Annotated in this window: 16 protein-coding genes and 1 tRNA gene; 9 read left to right on the top strand and 8 right to left on the bottom strand. The window is 48.7% G+C overall.

Features of this window, described 5'->3' with window-relative positions:
• Nucleotides 1-18: 18 nt before the first annotated feature.
• Complete coding sequence (locus Q0577_RS13120) at nucleotides 19-417, bottom strand: Hpt domain-containing protein (protein WP_298737000.1); 399 nt, start codon at nucleotides 415-417, stop codon at nucleotides 19-21.
• A 173-nt stretch (nucleotides 418-590) separates the two neighbouring features.
• On the opposite strand from Q0577_RS13120, the gene Q0577_RS13115 reads away from it, so the two are divergent.
• The gene (locus Q0577_RS13115; RefSeq protein WP_298736999.1) at nucleotides 591-1,286 is read left to right on the top strand and encodes a porin family protein; all 696 of its coding nucleotides are present in this window, start codon (nucleotides 591-593) and stop codon (nucleotides 1,284-1,286) included.
• A gap of 93 nt (nucleotides 1,287-1,379) precedes the next feature.
• On the opposite strand, the gene Q0577_RS13110 is transcribed toward Q0577_RS13115, so the two are convergent.
• Together Q0577_RS13110 and Q0577_RS13105 are read right to left on the bottom strand one after the other, a co-directional pair.
• A complete protein-coding gene (locus tag Q0577_RS13110; RefSeq protein WP_298736997.1) occupies nucleotides 1,380-2,159 on the bottom strand; it encodes an enoyl-CoA hydratase-related protein in 780 nt (259 codons plus the stop codon).
• 90 nt (nucleotides 2,160-2,249) lie between these two features.
• The gene (locus Q0577_RS13105) at nucleotides 2,250-4,277 is read right to left on the bottom strand and encodes a S9 family peptidase (RefSeq protein ID WP_298736995.1); all 2,028 of its coding nucleotides are present in this window, start codon (nucleotides 4,275-4,277) and stop codon (nucleotides 2,250-2,252) included.
• Nucleotides 4,278-4,449: 172 nt separating this feature from the next.
• On the opposite strand from Q0577_RS13105, the gene hflX reads away from it, so the two are divergent.
• The 4 genes from hflX to Q0577_RS13085 all read left to right on the top strand — a co-directional run bounded on the left by hflX (nucleotide 4,450) and on the right by Q0577_RS13085 (nucleotide 7,882).
• Nucleotides 4,450-5,643 (top strand): GTPase HflX, encoded by a 1,194-nt coding sequence (gene hflX / locus Q0577_RS13100; RefSeq protein ID WP_298736994.1) that lies wholly within the window; start codon nucleotides 4,450-4,452, stop codon nucleotides 5,641-5,643.
• A 9-nt stretch (nucleotides 5,644-5,652) separates the two neighbouring features.
• Nucleotides 5,653-6,006 carry a nitrite reductase (NAD(P)H) small subunit gene (locus Q0577_RS13095; protein ID WP_298736992.1) on the top strand — a complete coding sequence of 118 codons (354 nt, stop codon included), beginning with the start codon at nucleotides 5,653-5,655 and terminating at the stop codon, nucleotides 6,004-6,006.
• 40 nt (nucleotides 6,007-6,046) lie between these two features.
• A complete protein-coding gene (locus Q0577_RS13090; RefSeq protein ID WP_298736990.1) occupies nucleotides 6,047-7,726 on the top strand; it encodes a glycosyltransferase family 39 protein in 1,680 nt (559 codons plus the stop codon).
• A gap of 82 nt (nucleotides 7,727-7,808) precedes the next feature.
• Nucleotides 7,809-7,882: transfer RNA gene (locus Q0577_RS13085), tRNA-Asn, on the top strand.
• 622 nt (nucleotides 7,883-8,504) lie between these two features.
• Here Q0577_RS13085 and Q0577_RS13080 read toward each other — a convergent pair.
• Entirely contained in the window at nucleotides 8,505-8,981 is a 477-nt protein-coding gene (locus Q0577_RS13080) for a Type 1 glutamine amidotransferase-like domain-containing protein (protein WP_298736988.1), read from the bottom strand.
• Nucleotides 8,982-9,040: 59 nt separating this feature from the next.
• Entirely contained in the window at nucleotides 9,041-9,184 is a 144-nt protein-coding gene (locus Q0577_RS13075) for a hypothetical protein (protein WP_298736986.1), read from the bottom strand.
• 121 nt (nucleotides 9,185-9,305) lie between these two features.
• Here Q0577_RS13075 and Q0577_RS13070 point away from each other — a divergent pair, with 121 nt between their 5' ends.
• Nucleotides 9,306-9,647, top strand: coding sequence for a HopJ type III effector protein (locus Q0577_RS13070; RefSeq protein ID WP_298736984.1), 342 nt, complete (start codon nucleotides 9,306-9,308; stop codon nucleotides 9,645-9,647).
• A gap of 343 nt (nucleotides 9,648-9,990) precedes the next feature.
• On the opposite strand, the gene Q0577_RS13065 is transcribed toward Q0577_RS13070, so the two are convergent.
• Nucleotides 9,991-11,970, bottom strand: coding sequence for a glycoside hydrolase family 97 protein (locus Q0577_RS13065; protein ID WP_298736982.1), 1,980 nt, complete (start codon nucleotides 11,968-11,970; stop codon nucleotides 9,991-9,993).
• 191 nt (nucleotides 11,971-12,161) lie between these two features.
• On the opposite strand from Q0577_RS13065, the gene Q0577_RS13060 reads away from it, so the two are divergent.
• Both Q0577_RS13060 and Q0577_RS13055 read left to right on the top strand, forming a co-directional pair.
• On the top strand, nucleotides 12,162-13,142 hold the full coding sequence (locus tag Q0577_RS13060; protein ID WP_298736979.1) for an AraC family transcriptional regulator: 981 nt from the start codon (nucleotides 12,162-12,164) through the stop codon (nucleotides 13,140-13,142).
• Between the two features lie 80 nt (nucleotides 13,143-13,222).
• Nucleotides 13,223-14,287, top strand: a complete 1,065-nt coding sequence (locus Q0577_RS13055) for an alkene reductase (RefSeq protein WP_298736976.1) — start codon at nucleotides 13,223-13,225, stop codon at nucleotides 14,285-14,287.
• A gap of 10 nt (nucleotides 14,288-14,297) precedes the next feature.
• Here Q0577_RS13055 and Q0577_RS13050 read toward each other — a convergent pair whose 3' ends face one another.
• Nucleotides 14,298-15,839 carry a sulfatase gene (locus Q0577_RS13050; protein ID WP_298736973.1) on the bottom strand — a complete coding sequence of 514 codons (1,542 nt, stop codon included), beginning with the start codon at nucleotides 15,837-15,839 and terminating at the stop codon, nucleotides 14,298-14,300.
• A gap of 226 nt (nucleotides 15,840-16,065) precedes the next feature.
• Nucleotides 16,066-17,079, bottom strand: coding sequence for a WYL domain-containing protein (locus Q0577_RS13045; RefSeq protein ID WP_298736970.1), 1,014 nt, complete (start codon nucleotides 17,077-17,079; stop codon nucleotides 16,066-16,068).
• A 201-nt stretch (nucleotides 17,080-17,280) separates the two neighbouring features.
• On the opposite strand from Q0577_RS13045, the gene Q0577_RS13040 reads away from it, so the two are divergent.
• Nucleotides 17,281-18,705 (top strand): RtcB family protein, encoded by a 1,425-nt coding sequence (locus Q0577_RS13040; RefSeq protein ID WP_298736968.1) that lies wholly within the window; start codon nucleotides 17,281-17,283, stop codon nucleotides 18,703-18,705.
• Nucleotides 18,706-18,734: the final 29 nt, after the last annotated feature.

Below are 18,734 nucleotides of genomic sequence, written 5' to 3'. Positions count from 1 at the left end.
GAGTTGCTGTATGATTTTTTAATGTTCCCTTTGCATTTCGGCCCTGATCTCATTGCAGGCCTGTTCCAGTAATGCTGCCAGGTTTTCTACTTTCCCGGGTATAAGTCTGGCTTCGGCAGCGTCCTCCGCCTTTTCTTCCAGGTGTTTTGTCATTTCCATTGCATGGGTGATCGGTACGATTCCGAGGCTGGACTTCAGCCGGTGTGCCAGGAAAGCAACCTGACCCCATTGCTGCCGGGCAGCGGCTGCACGCATTTCCTGCATGTTAGCCGGCATGACTGCCAGGAACTCGTGTAACATTTCTTTAATATAGTCAGTATCGTTGAACAGCAGCTTACGCAGGTGGTTAAAGTCCACTACGCCAGGCTGCGGCTCCTGGTCTTTGTGCCGGAGAGGTTTTTCATCTGGTTGCTGCATTGGATCAAGGTTTAGGTGTACCGTAATAGAATGCGGTCTGTCCATATATTATGCAATCATACGATTTCTGTGGGAGAAAGGCGGATCATTATTTTTTTAGGACTTTCATCCCTTGTTTATTCCTAATTGCATAGATTTGCCTAATATTCTTTTGTTTAAGCCGTTATAATTTTATGAGAAAAATATTTTTTACCCTTACGTTAATGGCTGTTTCCTATGGTGTGTTTGCCCAGGAAGCCATGAACAAGGCCATGAGCTCCATTACACGTTCCAGGGATTTTCTGGTGGTATCGCTTACTTATGATGGCTGGGCCAGCAGGCCAGACAGTGTAGGTACCGGCCTTAACCGGGGCTTTAACATTGCCTTCATGTATGATTTTCCCGTGAATAAAACGAACCTGAGCCTGGCGGCCGGTTTAGGTATTGGTACCAGCGGCGTTTTCCTGCAGGATCACACCCTGAATATGGATGATAACACAACCAATGTTCCCAGGTTCCAGCGTGATGAATCTTTCAAAAAATACAAGGTGGCCACCACTTACCTGGAGCTGCCCGTGGAATTGCGCTACCGCAGTGTGCCTGATAATGCTAACAAAGGCTTTAAGGCTGCGCTGGGCTTTAAGATCGGTAACCTGATGAATGCCCATACCAAAGCCCGTAACGACCTGGGAGGATCAAAGAACACGGTTAAAGTAGCGAACAAGCGCTTTTTCAACAGCTGGCGTTATGCAGCCACTGCCCGTGTAGGGTATGGTAACTGGGCCTTGTACGGCTCTTATAACCTGAACGCTTTGTTTAAAGATACCGGTGGGAATGCCCTTTCAGATATAAGGCCTTACTCAATAGGCATTGCGATAAGCGGACTGTAACTGATAACAGGATATTTAACTGAAAAGCGGATGTGCAGATATATTTGCACATCCGCTTTTTTTATCTGCCAGCGGAACTATTTTGCCTGTGAATCACTTGCCTTTAAATACGGGCTTCCTTTTCTCTATAAACGCCAGTACCCCTTCCCTGTTGTCTTCCGAGCGGCCCGCAATCTCCTGGCAGTAAGCTTCGTAATCCAGCACGGCGTCCAGGTGCTCTGTCATGCCTTTGGTGAGCATTTTCTTCATCAGGGCAATGGCCTTCGTGGGGGCGTTTGCGTAAAACGTTGCTTCTGCCTGTACGGCGGCGTCCAGTTCTTCCGGCGCTACCACTTTGTTTACTAATCCCAGCTGCATGGCTTCCTGCGCCGATAGCTTGGTGGCTTTGGTGGCCAGTTCAAAAGCGCGGTGATACCCGATGGTGCGTGGAAGAAAGTAGGATGAGCCGGAGTCCAGCACCAGGGCGATGTTCACGAATATTTCAATAAGGGTGGCCGTTTCGCTGGCAATGATCACATCGCAGGCCAGGGCCAGGGAGCATCCTGCTCCGGCTGCCACGCCGTTCAGCCGGCATATCATGGGCTTGGGCATATTGCGGATACCACGTATAATAGGGTTATACCGCTTGTGCAGCGATTCACTGAAGCTTCGGGTGCCTGCTTCCATGGAAGCTTTCAGGTCTTGCCCGCTGGAGAAGGCTTTCCCTGCGCCGGTTAATACCACGGCCCTTACCTGCGGATCTTTTTCCGCCTGCTTCAGGGCATCCTGCAGCTCATAACTGAGGGGATCGTTAAATGCGTTGTAAACTTCGGGGCGGTTGAGTGTGATGGTGGCCACTCCATTTGTAACGTGGAACCGGAGGTGTTCAAACATGATATAAGCGTTTAGCAGTTAGCTTTGGGCTGTTAGCCGCGGCCCGCTTTCATCGCTAAAAGCCGGCGGCTAACAATCCAAAGCTGTTGTTTATAGTGTTTCGTTCAGCCATTTAAAGAATTCCCGCTGCCATACAAGGGCGTTCTGGGCCTTCAGTACCCAGTGGTTCTCTTCCGGGAAATAGAGCAGTTTGCTTTTAAGGCCTTTTAGCTGTGCCAGCTGGAAGGCCTGCAAGCCTTGTTCTATCCCAACCCTGAAATCGTTTCCTCCCTGTATGATCAGGATGGGCGTGTTCCATTTATTGGCGTAGTTGCTGGGATTAAATTCATTGTGGCTGGCTGCATTGGCGGCATCCCACCAGGCGCCGATGTCCCAGTTGGCAAACCAAAGCTCTTCTGTAGTGCCATACCAGCTTTTCAGATCGAACAGGCCATCGTGCGCAATAAATGTTTTGAAACGGTTATTGTGCACGCCCGCCAGCATATATACGGAATAGCCGCCGTAGCTGGCTCCCACGGCGCCCAGCCGGCTTTTGTCTACATATGGTTCCTGGCTTACCGCATCTATGGCGCTGAGGTAATCACGGATGGGTTGTCCGCCCCAGTCTTTACTGATAGCCGCGTTCCATTCTACTCCATGGCCCGGCATACCGCGGCGGTTGGGCGCCACTACGATATAGCCCTGGGAGGCGATCAGCTGAAAGTTCCAGCGGTAGGAATAGAACTGGGACAGGGCAGATTGGGGGCCTCCCTGGCAGTAGAGCAGGGTCGGATATTTTTTGGAGGCATCGAAATTGGGTGGGAGGATGACCCAAACGAGCATTTCCTTGTTGTCTGTGGTCTTTACCCAGCGTTTTTCAATTTTGCAAAGGCCGATTTTGTCATAGACGGCCTTATTCACGGTGGTGAGCGGTGCTACAGCGCCTTTGGGCAGGCTGACAGTGAACAGCTCAGTGGCGTGGTTCATGTCTGTACGGGATACGATCAGGGTATTACCTGCCTGTCCTACAAAGCCGGTAATGTCAAAATCACCGCTGGTTACCTGGCGTATATGCCTGGCCGTGGTAGCGGCAATATCTTTCTGCAGGGCTATTTCCAGTACCTGTTCTGTGCCTTTGATCACGGCAAGGAACTGTAGCAGTTTACCATCGTTGGTCCAGCGTACGGCAGAAGCAGTGCCGTCCCAATCTTTGGTAAGGTTGGTGATCTTTCCGCTGTTGCGTTCCAGCACCACGATGTCGTTCTTATCCGCTTCAAAGCCGTCGTGCGCCATGCTCAGCCAGGCCAGGTATTTACCATCCGGGCTAAAGGCAGGGGTAACATCGTACCCGTTCATGCCTTCGCTCAGGTTGCGGGTGGCACGGGTGTCAATGTTGTATTCATAGATATCCGTGTTGGTGCTCAGGGCATATTCCTTACCGGATTTCTTTTTACATACGTAGATAATGCTTTTGCCGTCGGGCGCCCATATCATGTCTTCCGCGCCGCCAAAGGGCATCTGGGGGCAGTCGTACGCTTCTCCTTCCATGATATCGACAGGCGTACCTACCTGCCCGTTATCATAAGTAGCGTAGAACACATGCTGAAAATTACCATCTTCCCAGGTATCCCAGTGGCGGTAATTCAGGTTGTCGTAGATCTGTACGTTGGATTTGGTAAGATCAGGATAGAAATCGCTGCCGCTTACTTTCTGAATCTTTACCTCTCTGGAAAAGAGGATATGTTTTCCATCCGGCGAGAGGCGGATATTCTGCATACCGCCTTCCACATTGGTTTTCTGTACCGCATCGGTGCCGTCGGCGTTCATCTCCCACCACTGGTCTTTGTAGGCGTAGCCTATTCTTTGTCCGCCCAGAGGAGCTACGCCGCCCTCTCCGCCCGGTTCTTTTGTGATCTGCCGGGCCTCGCCACCTGTAACCGGGATGGCGTAGAGGTTTTTTTCACTTTTGTTTTCCGCAATGTTGTACCGCGTTACGCCGTAGATGACGGTCTTCCCGTCTGCCGTAACCGCTTCGCCGCTCACCCGTCCAAGCTGCCAGAGCAGTTCGGGCGTCATTTTATCCTGCGCCATGGTCATAGAAGAGATCAATAATCCTGTCAGTAAAATTGGTTTAAACATTGTTGTAACCGTTTTGGATGCTTAAATGTAGGTAAAATAGTCTTTGGCTGATGTTCTACGGGCATCCGGATCCGTATTTTTACCCGTAGTCCTGACCGGAGCGGCGGGCTGTATACGATGGGCCGTGGTCTATAAACTATATTCACTAATTTTGACGAAATATTAATAAGCATTGTTAGATAAGAAACAAGTAGTTCAACAGGAAGAGAAGGCGGTGATCGTAGGGCTTATTCACCAGCAGCAACAGTCTGAACGCCAGGTGCAGGAGTACCTGGACGAGCTGGCTTTCCTGGCGGAGACAGCGGGGGCGATAACGGTAAAGCGCTATACGCAGAAGATGGCGCATCCTGACAGGGCCACTTTCATTGGTAAGGGAAAGCTGGAAGAGATCAGGCAGTTTATCAGCGGCAGGGACGTATCACTGGTGATATTTGATGATGAGCTGACCGGCTCCCAGATTGCCAATATTGAGAAAATACTGAACGTTAAGGTCATAGACCGGAGTGACCTTATCCTGGATATATTTGCCCGCCGCGCACGTACCGCGCAGGCTAAAGTACAGGTTGAGCTGGCCCAGTACCAGTATATACTGCCCCGCCTGAGAGGGATGTGGACCCACCTGGAACGCCTGGGTGGCGGTATCGGAACAAGGGGCCCGGGTGAAACGGAAATAGAAACGGACCGTCGTATTGTAAAAGACAAGATTGCGCTGTTACGCAAACGGCTGGCGGAAATTGACAAGCAGGCGCTTACTCAGCGTAAGGAACGTGGTGAGTACATACGTGTAGCCCTGGTAGGATATACCAACGTAGGCAAGAGCACGATCATGAACCTGCTGAGCAAAAGCGAGGTGTTTGCAGAGAACAAGCTGTTTGCCACGCTTGATACCACCACCCGTAAAGTGGTATTTGAACAGATCCCTTTCCTGCTCAGCGATACGGTAGGGTTTATCCGCAAGCTGCCGCACCACCTGGTGGAGAGTTTTAAATCCACACTGGACGAGGTACGGGAGAGCGATATCCTGCTGCATGTGGTAGACATATCCCATCCGCAGTATGAAGACCAGGTAGAGGTGGTAAATCGCACCCTGCAGGAACTGAAGGCTTTTGATAAGCCGGTGATCATGATCTTCAACAAGATGGATCTTTACGAAGAGCAGACCTTTGACAAATGGCTGGCCCCGGAGGTAAAAGAGGACATTCTCCGCCAGCTGAAGGAAACCTGGGAAACACGCACCAACGGAAACTGTGTATTCATATCTGCGCTGGAAAGGCGTAATATCGAGGAGTTACGGAAAACCATTATGGATAAAGTGGTAGCCCTCTACCGGGAGCGTTATCCATACAAAACGGAGTATCTTTATTGAAGATAGCGTATGGCTAAAGAATACACCTGGCACAAGATAGGAGATGCTGAAGACCGTATCGCCTCTGAAAACGAGATCACCATTCTGGAAGTTAATGGTAAAAAGATCTGTTGTACGCGTTACCAGTCGCATTTATATGCCTTCGCCTATAAATGTCCGCATGCCAGCGGTATTATGGGAGATGGATTTATTGACGACGCAGGCAACGTAGTGTGCCCCATACACCGTTACCGCTTCAGTATAAAAAATGGTTATAATAGCAGCGGAGAAGGTTACTACCTGAAAACCTATCCGGTAGAGCAGCGAACAGATGGCATATATGTAGGGATGGAAAAAAGTGGTGGTCTGTTCGGGTGGCTCTAGCTGCTGTTTAATATATGTTCAGTAGCCGTATTTTTTCTACATGATCGCCAATAGCAACGAGCGGCAGGTAAGTTTACTGATGATCGGCCTGCTGATCTTCCTGAATTTTACCGGCCTTAACATCACTATCCTGGAGCCGGATGGTGCCCTGTATGCCGGGATTGCCAAACATATGGTGCAGTACCGGGATTACTGGAACCTGTTTGCTGATGGTCATGACTGGCTGGACAAGCCGCATTTCCCTTTCTGGGTGGCTGCCGGGAGCTTTCGCCTGTTTGGCTTTACCACGGCAGCATACAAGCTGCCTGCCATCCTGTTCCTGCTAATGGGGGCCGTATATACCTATTTTCTGGCCAAACATCTCTATAGCGAGAAAGCGGGCCGCTGGGCGGTGTGCATCCTGCTGACAGCGGAGCATATAGTGATCTCCAATAATGACGTAAGGGCTGAGCCCTATCTTACCGGATTGGTTATAGCTGCTGTATATCACCTGTACAGGGGGCAGCGCAATACTTTCAACTACCACCTGTTATCAGGCGCCCTCTTTACCGCCTGCGCCATGATGACGAAAGGCCTCTTAGCCTTCGTGCCGATAGGTGGCGCGATAGCCGGGCACCTGGCCTTTACCCGGCAATGGAGGCAGTTGTTCCACCTCCGCTGGCTGCTGGTGGCGGTGGCAACGGCGCTGTTCATCAGTCCTGAGCTCTACGCCCTTTACCAGCAGTTTGACCGCCACCCGGAGAAACTGGTGTTCGGCCAGCATGGTGTTTCGGGTATCCGGTTCTTTTTCTGGGACAGCCAGTTTGGACGTTTCATGAACACCGGCCCTATCAAAGGAACGGGGAATCCGTTTTTCTTTTTTCATACGCTGTTGTGGGCATTTCTGCCATGGTCAATACTGTTGTATGCCGGGGTGGTACTTTTCTTCAAAAGACGCCGGGAGGCGGTGGAATACTACTGTATCAGCGGGGCACTGGTCACTTTTGTGCTGTTCTCGCTGTCACGGTTTCAGTTGCCGCATTACCTGAATATTATATTTCCGTTTTTCTCCATATTAACGGCTTATTATGTGTTGGGGATTGAGCGGGCGGGTGTATTAAAGTTTTACCGCATTACGCAGTACACCATTATGGTGTTGGTGGCAGTGGTGATAGTGGCACTGAGTGCATTATATCAGCCGGTGTTGAATTATTACGCCTTGTTCTGTATGCTGCTGGGTTTACTGCTGTTCCTGCTATTGCCAAGGTGGCTGGGACCGGGAAGTGTATCGCTGGTTTTTTTCAGGACCTGTGCCGCCAGCCTGGTGCTGAATATTTTTCTGAACCTGGTGATGTACCCGGATATGATGCGGTACCAGAGTGGCAGTACGGCGGCCAGGTATATTAACCATCGTTTTCCGCTGGCAGCTGTGGCATGTTGGAAAACGCAGTCTTATGCGCTGGAATTCTACCTCCGTAACCCTATAGAGCGGTATGATAGTGCAGGCTTACGTGAGGCGGTGTTAAAACAGCCGGTTTTGCTGTTTACGACACCGGATCAGGCGGATTCGCTGCAGCGGCAGGGTTACCGATGTCAGTTGGTGAAAGCATTTGCGCATTTTTATGTAAGTAAGCTGGATCTGCAGTTTGTGAACCAGAAAACGAGGCAGGGATCCCTGCAGCAGCGGTGGTTATTGTGGGTACAGCCGGGACGGAATGCGTGGGCAGAGCGGGCGGAATAAGAATATTTAAAAAAAATGAGAATAGATTTTGCGAAAATAAAAAATTGCCTATTTTTGCAATCCCAAAACGCAAATGGGACACTCCTCCTTAGCTCAGTTGGTTAGAGCATCTGACTGTTAATCAGAGGGTCGCTGGTTCAAGTCCAGCAGGGGGAGCTCAAAGAAAAGGCTTGCAGAAATGCAGGCCTTTTTTTGTTTTTGTACTATTGGCGGGCAAAGAAGTTTAACTTGATCCGTTTCTTTCATGGGGGAACACTGACTATTTTGATGAAGCGTTGAGAAAGCGGTGCGCCATGGGATTATAATCGGCTCAGTACCTTCGTAGGGTAATCAAAATCAAATGTACTGCCGGACTAACCATCGATCGTAAATTTCGGCCTTGTTTTCCTTTAATATCAAAAAACCATTTGGAAGGATATGTTAGTTCAGAAATTAGTTTGACCGATAACCTGACCGCAACTTCTCCATCTCTTGCAGCATTCTTTCCCGGGGAAAACTGCGCTTTGCAGAGGGAAGGTTCGATGGTTGTTCGGTGTTTGTTCGATCCAAGTCCCAGTCTACCCCAATCCTGTCTCAAAGTCATCCCAAAGATGTTCCACTCCTTTATAAGGAATGGGACATCTTTGGGACTGATATGGGACATATATGGGAGAGACTGGGACCCGGATCGGGTTTGGATCGGGTTTGGACCGGGTTTAACCGCATCTGAAGACCTACAACCGGACAATAGAACCGTTACAAACACGATAGGTATATGTTCATGTACAGTAGTCTTCTTTCACAAACTATTTTCTGCAGGTCCTAACGATTTCCAGTGCCCCTCGGAAATAACCTCAATAACATCATCGCTTACTTTAATGGCTGTCTGATCATCAATTGCATATGAGCGCATAGGTAAAGTGGCAGCCAGCTTTTCAATGTTGGCCAGTGAATTTTCCGGAAACCATTCATGATCCAGATGCGGGTGCAGTGCAAAGTCAAGCAGCCCAAGTGATTTGGGACTTTCAGCCGGCAATGTATGGTTGTTATAAGTGGTGCCATAGCGGGTCAATATCATACTGCCCGCACTTAAGCCTACATAAACCATTTTTTTCAGTAACGAGGGTAACTGGTCTGTAAGTCCGGACTGTTGCATCCAATAACACAAATATTGACAGTCGCCACCCCCAACAAGTAAGGCGTCAGTTGCTTCCAGCATAGGAACCCAAAGCTCCCGTTTGATACTGGGCAGTGCGGTAAGTTCGAGTAGTCCCAATGATTTCCAGCCTAATTCGCAAAAAGGATCTCCTAAGGATCCGCGAATTACCTGTCGTACTATATCCGTACCACCGGGATTGCGTATATCGTCGTAGGAACGAAAACTGCGCTGGCTTCGGCCACTGGTTTACCCAGGAGATCAACCAACGCATTGTGAATGCTGGTATTGCTGATGCCCGCGGAAGTGAGAAGAAGCTTCATGAGGTCCCGAGATTTTTGCTACAGTATACTATTTGAAAATTAATTTTGCAGGAAAGCACACATCCTGTCATCGGCTGTTATTTAAAGATAGGGTATTTATTTTCAGACAAAAAAATCCGGAATGAAAGAGCAACTGACAACTTTGATCACCAGGGTAAAAGAAAATTCACTTTCGTTTAAAGAAGTGATAGCATTTATAGAAACGTATTATCAACATCAACCTACCGCTTTTAAAAACGGTGAATTACATAATGAGGCAACACAGAACCAGGGAAGTGCAAAGGTATTTAGTTTCGCTCAATTAAATAAGCTGAGTAAGGAGGATACACTTTATCTGTTTGCGGAACACTATCAGGCAGTATTAGCGCATCCGGATGGTGCTGATCACCAGAATATCAGGCAGTTTATGACCTATGGCTGGCCCGGGATAATTTTTGAAGGTGAGGCGCTGCTTGCGAAGTAATAATGAACATAGAAAAGCTACCCGAAGATGGCTTTTGATCATGAGAACAATGGGAGTGCGGTGAAGTAAACCGGCGCCCATTATAGTCAACGCAAGAAACGGTAATATAACAGCCGCAAAATTCACGTACTGCAGATCAATCAATGACAGCGCTGAGAAGATGGCCAGTATTAAGGCAACCGCCCAGGTTTTTAAGCTCCAGGGCATCCGCGGCATCATCTGTTTTTTATCTCCGTACGATGCTGGTAAGGTTTGATCTTCAGGAATTGGAGACCGGGAACGTTTGGGATGGTAAGGGACACAGGTGTTTGTTATGCTTGGGTGCAATAATAGGGGTTTTTACCTATTCCTCCGTTAATATAGCACTCCATCCGCCTCCCGGCTGCATACCAACCAGCACCTCCTGCCCTTTCACCCAGGTTGCTTCAGATATCTTATAATCCTCTGCAAACCTGTCGGCATTTATACCATCGGCCAACATCCTCACTTTATAGCGTTTATTCGGATCCAGGAAGTGCAGGTGCAGTGTTAATTCCCTGGGGTTCCAGTTTGTCATCGCGCCGATAAACCACCGATTCCCTTTTTTCCGGGCAACCGCAACGTATTCTTTTATCTTTCCATCCAGGGCAACCGTGGTGTCCCAGGTTGTGGGGAAAGATGCTATGTACCTGGTACAAACGGTATCGCGTAAATAGTTTGAGGGATTATCCGCAAGCATTTGCAAAGGACTTTCATAAACAGCATACATTGCCACGTGGTGTGCCCTTGTTCCCTGGCTCATAGGTGCGTCAAAGTTGATATGGAAATCTTTCTTAGTGGCATTGCGCATAGCTCCCGGCGTAAAATCCATGGGACCCAATACCATCCTGGTGAAGGGGAGTGTTACCTCATGCGGTGGAGTGGCTTCATCATCGCTCCACTTATAGTTTTCCAAACCTCTTACACCTTCATAAGAAATGATATTCGGATATTTCCTTTCCAAGCCTACCGGTTTATATGCTCCATGCAGGTCTACCAGCAAATGATGCTTTGCCGCATTGGCGGATAAGCGCTCGTAAAAATTAACCATGTACTGATCTGCACGCGCCATGAAATCCACCTTGACACCTTTTACTCCCCACTTTTCATAAGTAGACAATACATTTTCCATGTCCTTGTCCATAGGCTGCCAGAGCGTCCATAAGATAATGCCTACATTTTTTGCTTTACCGTAAGCTGCCAGTTCAGGAACGTCAATAGCGTCTCCCGGATGAGTAATATCCCAGGTTGTTTTTGTCCATCCTTCATCCAGTATAACATACTGTAAGCCGAACCTGGCGGCAAAGTCAATATAATATTTGTAAGTCTGGTTGTTAATACCAGCGCGGAAATCAACCCCATAAATATTATTGGCATTCCACCAGTCCCATGAAACTTTCCCGGGTTGGATCCAATCGGTGTCTTTAAGCACGTTGGGTGAAGCCAGTTGGAAAACAAGGTTGTTTTCAAGTAGATCCATATCCTTGTTGGCTACCATGATCACACGCCAGGGAAAAGATCTGCTGCCACTGGTTCTGGCAATATAATCTGCCGTTTCTTCTATTTTGGTGCCTCTGTCCCTGATCAGGCTTTCTTTAAGTATCACCTTCGGGAAACCGCTGGTTATCTTGCTGGCGCCGGTTCCAAAAAAGAACAGGTTGGAATAATCCAGCAGATCAGCCTCAGTAAAAAGCATCTTTGTTCCGGAAGCAGCGGATACATATAACGGCAGGCCACAGTGCTGCTCTTTTGAAAAGGACGCCATGGTAGTATCCCTGAATAAAAGCTCAAAATGCGAAAGGAACTGTTTGTTCTCCTCTGTTCCCCAGAACACCCGGTTATTATCCGGGAATGCGTAGTCAACAATTTCATTCTTCACGTTTACGGAATCCCTGAAATGTGTGATCCATCTATAGGCAACACCATTGTTGTAAGCCCTGAATATAATAGCATTCCCGCTCCTGAAGTTTATTTTCAGTTCATTGTAAACATCCCTGATGGTTTGCTGTCTTACTGCAACTGTTGGGTGTATAATATCGTCTTTTGAGACCTTGTCAATAGATTTTACCCGTTCATTAAAACCAATATAAGATTTGCCCTCGAAGTCCAATCCTGCCAGCGCACGGCTGACTAAGGTTTCGTTTCCTTTGCGGAGTGTCCAGGACAGGCTGTCTTTGGTATTGATCTCAATGGCCAGCTGATTGCCCGGGGAGCTAAGCAATATGGAGGACTGCGAGAAGGAAATGAGCGGGAGTAAACAGCATATCCATACAAGCAGCGCTGTCAGTGCTTTATTTTGAGTCATTCTAAATTGTTCAGTTTTAAGATTTAACGATCCAATCTAACACGTTCATTCAAAAGTAGCACCCATCTGTGCTATTGTTTATGCACATATTATCCGATAGGAGACAAAAATTAACACACCCTGGAAGAGGATCAAACCGTGGGCAACCATCACAAACATCTTCATAAGAGAGCAGTGCGTATCTTTACCTCATGTATTTCGAGTTTGTTCCACACCCTCATTTCGATTTTGTTGCCAGCTTTGCGGAGAAATTCAAGGTACCCGTGCAGGATGACCGTCTTGTTATTCCATCCGATATGGGAACCGGCAGCATCCGGAGGATAAAACTTGGTGCAGATTTTAAGCTGATAGTGCACCGCTATACACTCCGGCAGGACTTTGTGCTGAACCGTATGGGAAGCGATGCCCCTAACAACCTGGTAAGTATTATTTTTCACAGCAACGAAGTGCCTGCCAGCGTTACTACCGGCGACCGTCCCGATCCGCTGTCCCGGAACAGCGCATTTGCTATACAGGTGGCATCCACCGATCTCAATTCACTGATACGTTTCCCGGCTAATGCAGAGGTCTATTTTGTAGTGCTGGGTGTTATGAAAGATACTTTAAAGGAACTGCTCGGTATTGCACGACCCAATAGTGTAGTGCAAACGATATTAGACGGTGCGCCGGGCTTTCTTTTCTACGAAAGCATGAGCGCCGATGTTCTTAAGCTGGTTAAACAAATAACAGACGCCAGTGAAGGCAATGAGCTGGGACAGCTTTATTACCGTATTAAAGCGCAGGAGCTCCTGTATCTTGTATTTAAAAAACTGCAACAGCGGGAAACGCAGCGGCATAACCCCATTCATAAAGACGATATAGAAAAATTGTTTCTGATCAGAACAGCTATTCTCTCTGATCTGACCGTTCCTCCGGAATTACCCCAGCTGGCAAGGATGGCTGGCTTTGGTGAAACGAAAATGAAAGCGCTTTTTAAACAGGTTTTTGGCGATAGTATCTATAACTACTTCCAGCATGCCCGTATGGAAGAAGCTGCATTCCTGCTAAGACACAACGGCTTGTCGGTATCCGAGGTGGGCTACCGCCTTGGGTTCACCAATCTCAGCCATTTTAGCCGGCTGTTTGAGAAGCACCACGGGTTAAAACCAAAAAAGTACTCCAGCGGCGGATAAGACTATTTTTCGGTCTAATCCAGTTATTTCCCCCTTTCGAATAGCGCCAATTTTGTGTTGATATCAAAGATGATAACAACATGAACAAGATTTTAGCACCCTACGAAAAGGGACATTTGAAACTGAAAAATCACTTGGTGATGGCGCCCATGACACGCAGCAGGGCCATTAATAATCTGCCCAACGGTCTGATGGTGGAATATTATGCACAGCGTAGTGGCGCAGGCCTGATCATTACCGAAGGAACGGCACCTGCGCAGGAAGCCCTGGGTTACTCCCGTATTCCAGGCATATTCTCTGATGAACAGACGGCTGCCTGGAAGCCGGTGGCAGATGCTGTACACGCCAAGGGCAGCCGTATTTTTATGCAGCTGATGCATACCGGCCGTATTGGTCATCCGGCTAATCTGCCTGCGGGTGTAAGTCTGGTGGGCGCCTCCGATATTAAGGCTGCCGGTGAGATATGGACAGACAGTGAGGGCATGCAAGCTTATCCTGTTCCAAAGGCACTGACTACAGCTGGCATAGAGGACGTTATTGCTGCACACGTTAAGGCTGCGCAGAATGCAATTAAAGCGGGTTTTGACGGGGTTGAGCTGCATGGCGCCAATGGTTACCTGATAGAACAGTTCCTGAACCCGCATGTAAATAACCGCACAGATGCCTGGGGCGGCAGTGTGAAGAACAGGGCGGGCTTAGCGATCTCACTGGCCAGGGAAATTGCAGCTGCCATCGGACCCGATAAGGTAGGTATCCGGTTTTCTCCGTTTTCTACCCTCGGAGATCTGCAGCCCTACGCAGAGGAGGAAGTACATGAAACCTATGCTTACCTGGCTTCCGCATTGAATGCACTGAATATAGCCTACATCCATATTGGTGTATCCGCTGTTATACCGCAGAAAACGTTTGATGCGATCCGATCAGCATTCAAGGGTACGATTATCCTTTGTAACGGGCTTACACCGGATACCGCCGTTGCTGCACTGGATGCAGGCTTTGCCGATCTTGTGGCATTTGGACGGGCTTTCCTCGCCAACCCGGACCTGGACAAGCGTATTGCTGCTTCGGAAAAGTTGAATGATCCGGATTACACCACCTTGTATACGCCTGGTCCAAACGGGTATACCGATTATCCTGCTTTATAACGGGAAGGGATCACCGCTCCAGTATCCGTTCTGCAGCGGTGTCCTTATACTCTTTTACCAGTGACTGCAGCTGTTGTTTTAAGGAATCTGTTACCTGAGCATAAGCTTTTTGTCCGTATACATTATTCACTTCTCCGGGATCTTTCTCAAGGTCATACAGTTCCCAGGTATCTGCCTGGTCGTAGAAGCGGGCCAGTGTAAATTTCTCTGTACGTATACCGAAATGGGGGTACACATGGTGTGGCTGCGGAAACTCATAGTAATGATAATAGGCTGCCTTGCGCCAGTTTTGTGTATCCCCTTTGATCAGCGGAAGAAAAGACCTGCCCTGGATCTCCTGTGGTACTTCCACGCCTGCTATATCAAGCATGGTAGGCGCCCAGTCTATATTCACCATAAGCTGAGGGATGGATGTTCCCGGCTGGATCACACCCGGGTAGCGGATCACGAAAGGCGTGCGCAGGGACTCTTCATAGATGAAACGCTTGTCAAACCACCCATGCTCGCCCAGATAAAAGCCCTGATCTGAAGCGTATATTACAACGGTGTTTTTAGACAGTCCGGTTTTATCAAGATAGTCCAGCAGTTCGCCGATGTTCCTGTCCAGCGAGCGGGCAGTAGCCAGGTAGTCTTTCAGGTAGCGTTGATATTTCCATTGTAACAGGGCATCGCCGCTAAGATGCTGCTGATCAAATTCTTTGCTCACTTTTCCTTCATAGTACTCGCGGAAAGCTTTCAGCTGGGCGCTGTCAAAACGGCTATAAACAGGGCCTTTGCTATAGTCCAGATGTACTTTAAGGTCTTCCTTCAGGCGCATGGTCTTTGCAATGGTCATGTCCTGGTGTTGTGCCGCTACCCGGTTTTTATAATCGTCCCGGAAATTGGCTGGTAAAGGGAATTGGATGCTGTCATAAACGCCAAGATCCTGCAGGTCGGGCAGCCATTCCCGGTGAGTGGCTTTGTGCCCAACTACCAGGAAGAAAGGTTTGGTGGTGTCCCGCTTTTCCAGCCAGTTAATGGAAAAACCGGTGACCAGGTTACTAACGTATCCCGGCACCCGTGTGGTATCTCCACCTTTTTCAATAAAATCCGGGTTGTAGTAATGACCCTGACCGGGTAAGATGCGCCAGTAGTCAAACCCTTCCGGAAGGCTGCCCAGGTGCCATTTACCTATCCAGGCTGTCTGGTAGTTATTTTGTTGCAGGATACGCGGAAAAAGCTCCTGGGATACGTCAAACTTCTCCTCGTTCATCATATAGCCATTGATGTGGCTGTATTTGCCCGTCAGTAAGGTTGCCCTGCTGGGCCCGCAGATGGAGTTGCCCACCAGTGCATTTCGAAAGATGGCGCCTTCGCGTGCAATACGGTCAATATTGGGAGTCTGTACCAACCTGCCTCCGTAGGCGCTGATGGCCTGGAATGCGTGGTCATCTGAGAGGATGAAGATGATGTTGGGACGGTCAGTTTTCCCTTCGGCTTTCTTTTCCTGCTGTGCACAGCCTGCTGCTACCAGCAGTGCTAATGCCAGGAAGATCTTTCCGGTAGTTTTCATGTAAGTGAAAATACGGCATCCTGTTGGAAAATGAAACATGGATTTCCCGGGCCAATAGCTAAAGGGCCGGTATACCGGCCCTTATGAAATAACCTTGGTGAAACTGTCCGTTGATGTAAAAATGCGAAACGGCTGTCCATTATCCGGCCTTATTCGGTAAACGGGCATAATTGTTCGTTCAAAGGGGAATAGTTTGCGGTGATGCCAGGTACTTCGCGGTATCGCATCAACCATCATAATATCCTGCTGCCGCGTTCAGCCGCTTTTTTATTCTTGATGCCAGTGTGCGTGGAGACAGCACCTTTACATCATCTCCGAAACCCAGTATTTCCCTTTCCAGCTCAAAGTTCAGAACAACATCAATGCGGATAATGATACCATCGGGCTCTTTACTTAACAGCATCTGGGAGTGGTGTATCGGTTTGGTGAGTACGTATGGCGCCTGGTAATTCTTCACAAACAGGATCACTTTATGGGCCCTGTCTTTCTCCGTTTTGGTAACGCCCAGCAGATCGTCAAAATATCTTCCAAATTCAATGCCTTTATAAGGCACAAACTTTTCTTTTACAAGTTCCTGGAAGCTAAGGATCCTGTCCAGCGCCATTGTTGACAAGCCTGTTTTTTTCTGCTGCTGAGCGATCAGGAACCAGCGGTTCCGGTATTCTTTCAGTAAATAAGGATAGCAAATGAGCTGTTGCGGTTGTGTTGCCCTGAATGACTGATATTCCACCAGCAGCGATTTTTTCTGCAGGATAGCCTGGTACAACGGATTCAGGTGTTCCAGCCCCTTGAGCAGCCGGTTACCTTCAAACTGGATATGCAGGTCTCCCGGATGTGTTTTCTGGTGAAGACTGTTCTCCAACCTTGCTATCATCTCGGTCATCTCATCAAAATAATTGAAGCCGTTGAACTGCTTCAGCAGGCCTACAATCTCTTTGAGCTTGTCTACATCGCCATCATTGATAGGCGCCTGCATAATACTGTATTCAGGATCGCTATAGCAGTAGAACTTTTTGTCTTTTACAACGATGGGTGCATTGTAACCCAGTTTATCGCTGCGCATCACCTGGAGATCCGCCTGTATGGTTCTGCGACTTACACCGGATGTAATACCTTCGCTTTCATATAAAACCTCGGATACTTTTTTAATGAGTTCTTCCAGCGTCCATTTGCGCATCCTGTTGCGCAGGCAGGAGTCGATGGTTTTGTAGCGTATCAGGGCAAGCTTATTAACAGACATAGTGCTGTAAAAATAAAAAGCGGAAATCATCGGCGCAATAGAGCTGCGCACTAAAGTGCCCTGCCAGGAATTAATTGTCATTAATGATCTGAGAATCATCTCAAAAAGGAATAATTTTTCAATGTAGCCCTACTGCGCAGGTGGACTGCGCAGTAGGGCATGTATCTTGCGACACAGATAATGAAGAATAATAACACAAAAATGAAAAACTTACTGAACGGCAATGACCTGATGGCAATTGGTTATACCCAGGGAAAGATACTGGGCCTGGCCCTGGAAACTGTTAAAACGCATTTTGAAGATCAGGCGCCGGAAGCCGTTTTATTACAGTTGCAAAAAGTAAAGGATCAACCTGAGGCTTTCCTGGATAATGCCCAATGGGAAGAGCTGGCTACTGCGCTGATAGAAGCCGCTAACGCGCAGCAAGATGATACCATTGCATTGGTGGAGCGAGCAGGAGATTACGCCATCTACGGCGATGCATATATAGAAGACGGGGCACGTCAGCAAATGGATATAGCCATGAAACTGCCTGTTACAGTGGCAGGCGCCTTAATGCCTGACGCACACCAGGGTTATGGGTTGCCTATCGGTGGTGTACTGGCCGCCCGTAACGCGGTGATCCCATACGGAGTAGGTGTGGATATTGGCTGCCGTATGGCCCTGACTATTTTTGATATACCGGAAACGCATTATACTGCCAACTGGGCTAAATATAAAAGAGAACTGATCGCCCAAACCAAGTTTGGTGCGGGAGAGGGTTTCAAAGGTGCAGGCCGCGCGGATCATGAAGTATTGTCCAGCGATGCGTTCAATACCGCACCTTTTATCAAAGCCCTTCATGATAAAGCCTGGGCGCAGCTCGGTACCTCCGGTGGAGGTAATCACTTTGTAGAATGGGGGATAGTCGAGTTTGCAGAACGCGACGAGGCGCTGAATGTAGATAAAGGCCGTTACCTGGCCTTGCTGAGCCACTCCGGTTCACGCGGACTGGGCGCTACCATTGCAGGACATTATACCCATGTTGCAAAGGAACTGTGTAAACTGCCTAAAGAAGCGGCCAACCTGGCCTACCTGGATATGGCTTCGGCCGCGGGACAGGAATACTGGCTGGCGATGAACCTGGCGGGAGACTATGCTTCGGCCTGTCATGAAGTGATCCATCAGAAGCTGGTTAAGGCCATCGGTGGTCAGGTACTGGCAAAAGTGGAGAATCATCACAATTTTGCCTGGAAAGAACGCTGGAATGGTGAAGAAGTGATCGTACATCGTAAAGGCGCTACACCAGCCGGTAAGGATGTAATGGGGATCATACCAGGCAGCATGACAGCCCCGGGATTTCTGGTGCGTGGCAAGGGAAACCTGCCATCCATTAATTCCGCGTCGCATGGCGCCGGCCGCCAGATGAGCCGCAGCAAAGCGATGGCGCAGCTTAGCAAAGCTGATCTGCAGGCAGTGCTGAAAGCCAGTAACGTTACCCTGATCGGCGCGGGACTGGATGAAGCGCCTATGGCCTACAAAGACATCAACCTGGTAATGGGCGCACAACAGGAGCTGGTAGATGTGGTGGCAAAGTTTCAACCGTTAATGGTGCGCATGGCAAGCGATGGAAGCCGGGAAGATTAATGGAGATGAATAGTTTGTTGCGGCAGCGG

Origin of the sequence: uncultured Chitinophaga sp. (assembly GCF_937898475.1) — a bacterium.
Classification (GTDB): domain Bacteria; phylum Bacteroidota; class Bacteroidia; order Chitinophagales; family Chitinophagaceae; genus Chitinophaga.
Note: the sequence above shows the minus strand (reverse complement) of the source record. Positions and strands in the feature narration are given on the sequence as shown.

What these genes read in the sequence shown, in the direction of transcription:
- Q0577_RS13045 (WP_298736970.1), bottom strand. Translation starts at nt 17,079, where the DNA reads ATGTCTGTTAATAAGCTTGCCCTGATACGCTACAAAACCATCGACTCC.
- Q0577_RS13115 (WP_298736999.1), top strand. Translation starts at nt 591, where the DNA reads ATGAGAAAAATATTTTTTACCCTTACGTTAATGGCTGTTTCCTATGGT.
- Q0577_RS13090 (WP_298736990.1), top strand. Translation starts at nt 6,047, where the DNA reads ATGATCGCCAATAGCAACGAGCGGCAGGTAAGTTTACTGATGATCGGC.
- Q0577_RS13050 (WP_298736973.1), bottom strand. Translation starts at nt 15,839, where the DNA reads ATGAAAACTACCGGAAAGATCTTCCTGGCATTAGCACTGCTGGTAGCA.
- Q0577_RS13070 (WP_298736984.1), top strand. Translation starts at nt 9,306, where the DNA reads ATGAAAGAGCAACTGACAACTTTGATCACCAGGGTAAAAGAAAATTCA.
- Q0577_RS13120 (WP_298737000.1), bottom strand. Translation starts at nt 417, where the DNA reads ATGCAGCAACCAGATGAAAAACCTCTCCGGCACAAAGACCAGGAGCCG.
- Q0577_RS13055 (WP_298736976.1), top strand. Translation starts at nt 13,223, where the DNA reads ATGAACAAGATTTTAGCACCCTACGAAAAGGGACATTTGAAACTGAAA.
- Q0577_RS13060 (WP_298736979.1), top strand. Translation starts at nt 12,162, where the DNA reads ATGTATTTCGAGTTTGTTCCACACCCTCATTTCGATTTTGTTGCCAGC.
- Q0577_RS13075 (WP_298736986.1), bottom strand. Translation starts at nt 9,184, where the DNA reads ATGAAGCTTCTTCTCACTTCCGCGGGCATCAGCAATACCAGCATTCAC.
- Q0577_RS13065 (WP_298736982.1), bottom strand. Translation starts at nt 11,970, where the DNA reads ATGACTCAAAATAAAGCACTGACAGCGCTGCTTGTATGGATATGCTGT.
- Q0577_RS13110 (WP_298736997.1), bottom strand. Translation starts at nt 2,159, where the DNA reads ATGTTTGAACACCTCCGGTTCCACGTTACAAATGGAGTGGCCACCATC.
- Q0577_RS13105 (WP_298736995.1), bottom strand. Translation starts at nt 4,277, where the DNA reads ATGTTTAAACCAATTTTACTGACAGGATTATTGATCTCTTCTATGACC.
- Q0577_RS13040 (WP_298736968.1), top strand. Translation starts at nt 17,281, where the DNA reads ATGAAAAACTTACTGAACGGCAATGACCTGATGGCAATTGGTTATACC.
- Q0577_RS13095 (WP_298736992.1), top strand. Translation starts at nt 5,653, where the DNA reads ATGGCTAAAGAATACACCTGGCACAAGATAGGAGATGCTGAAGACCGT.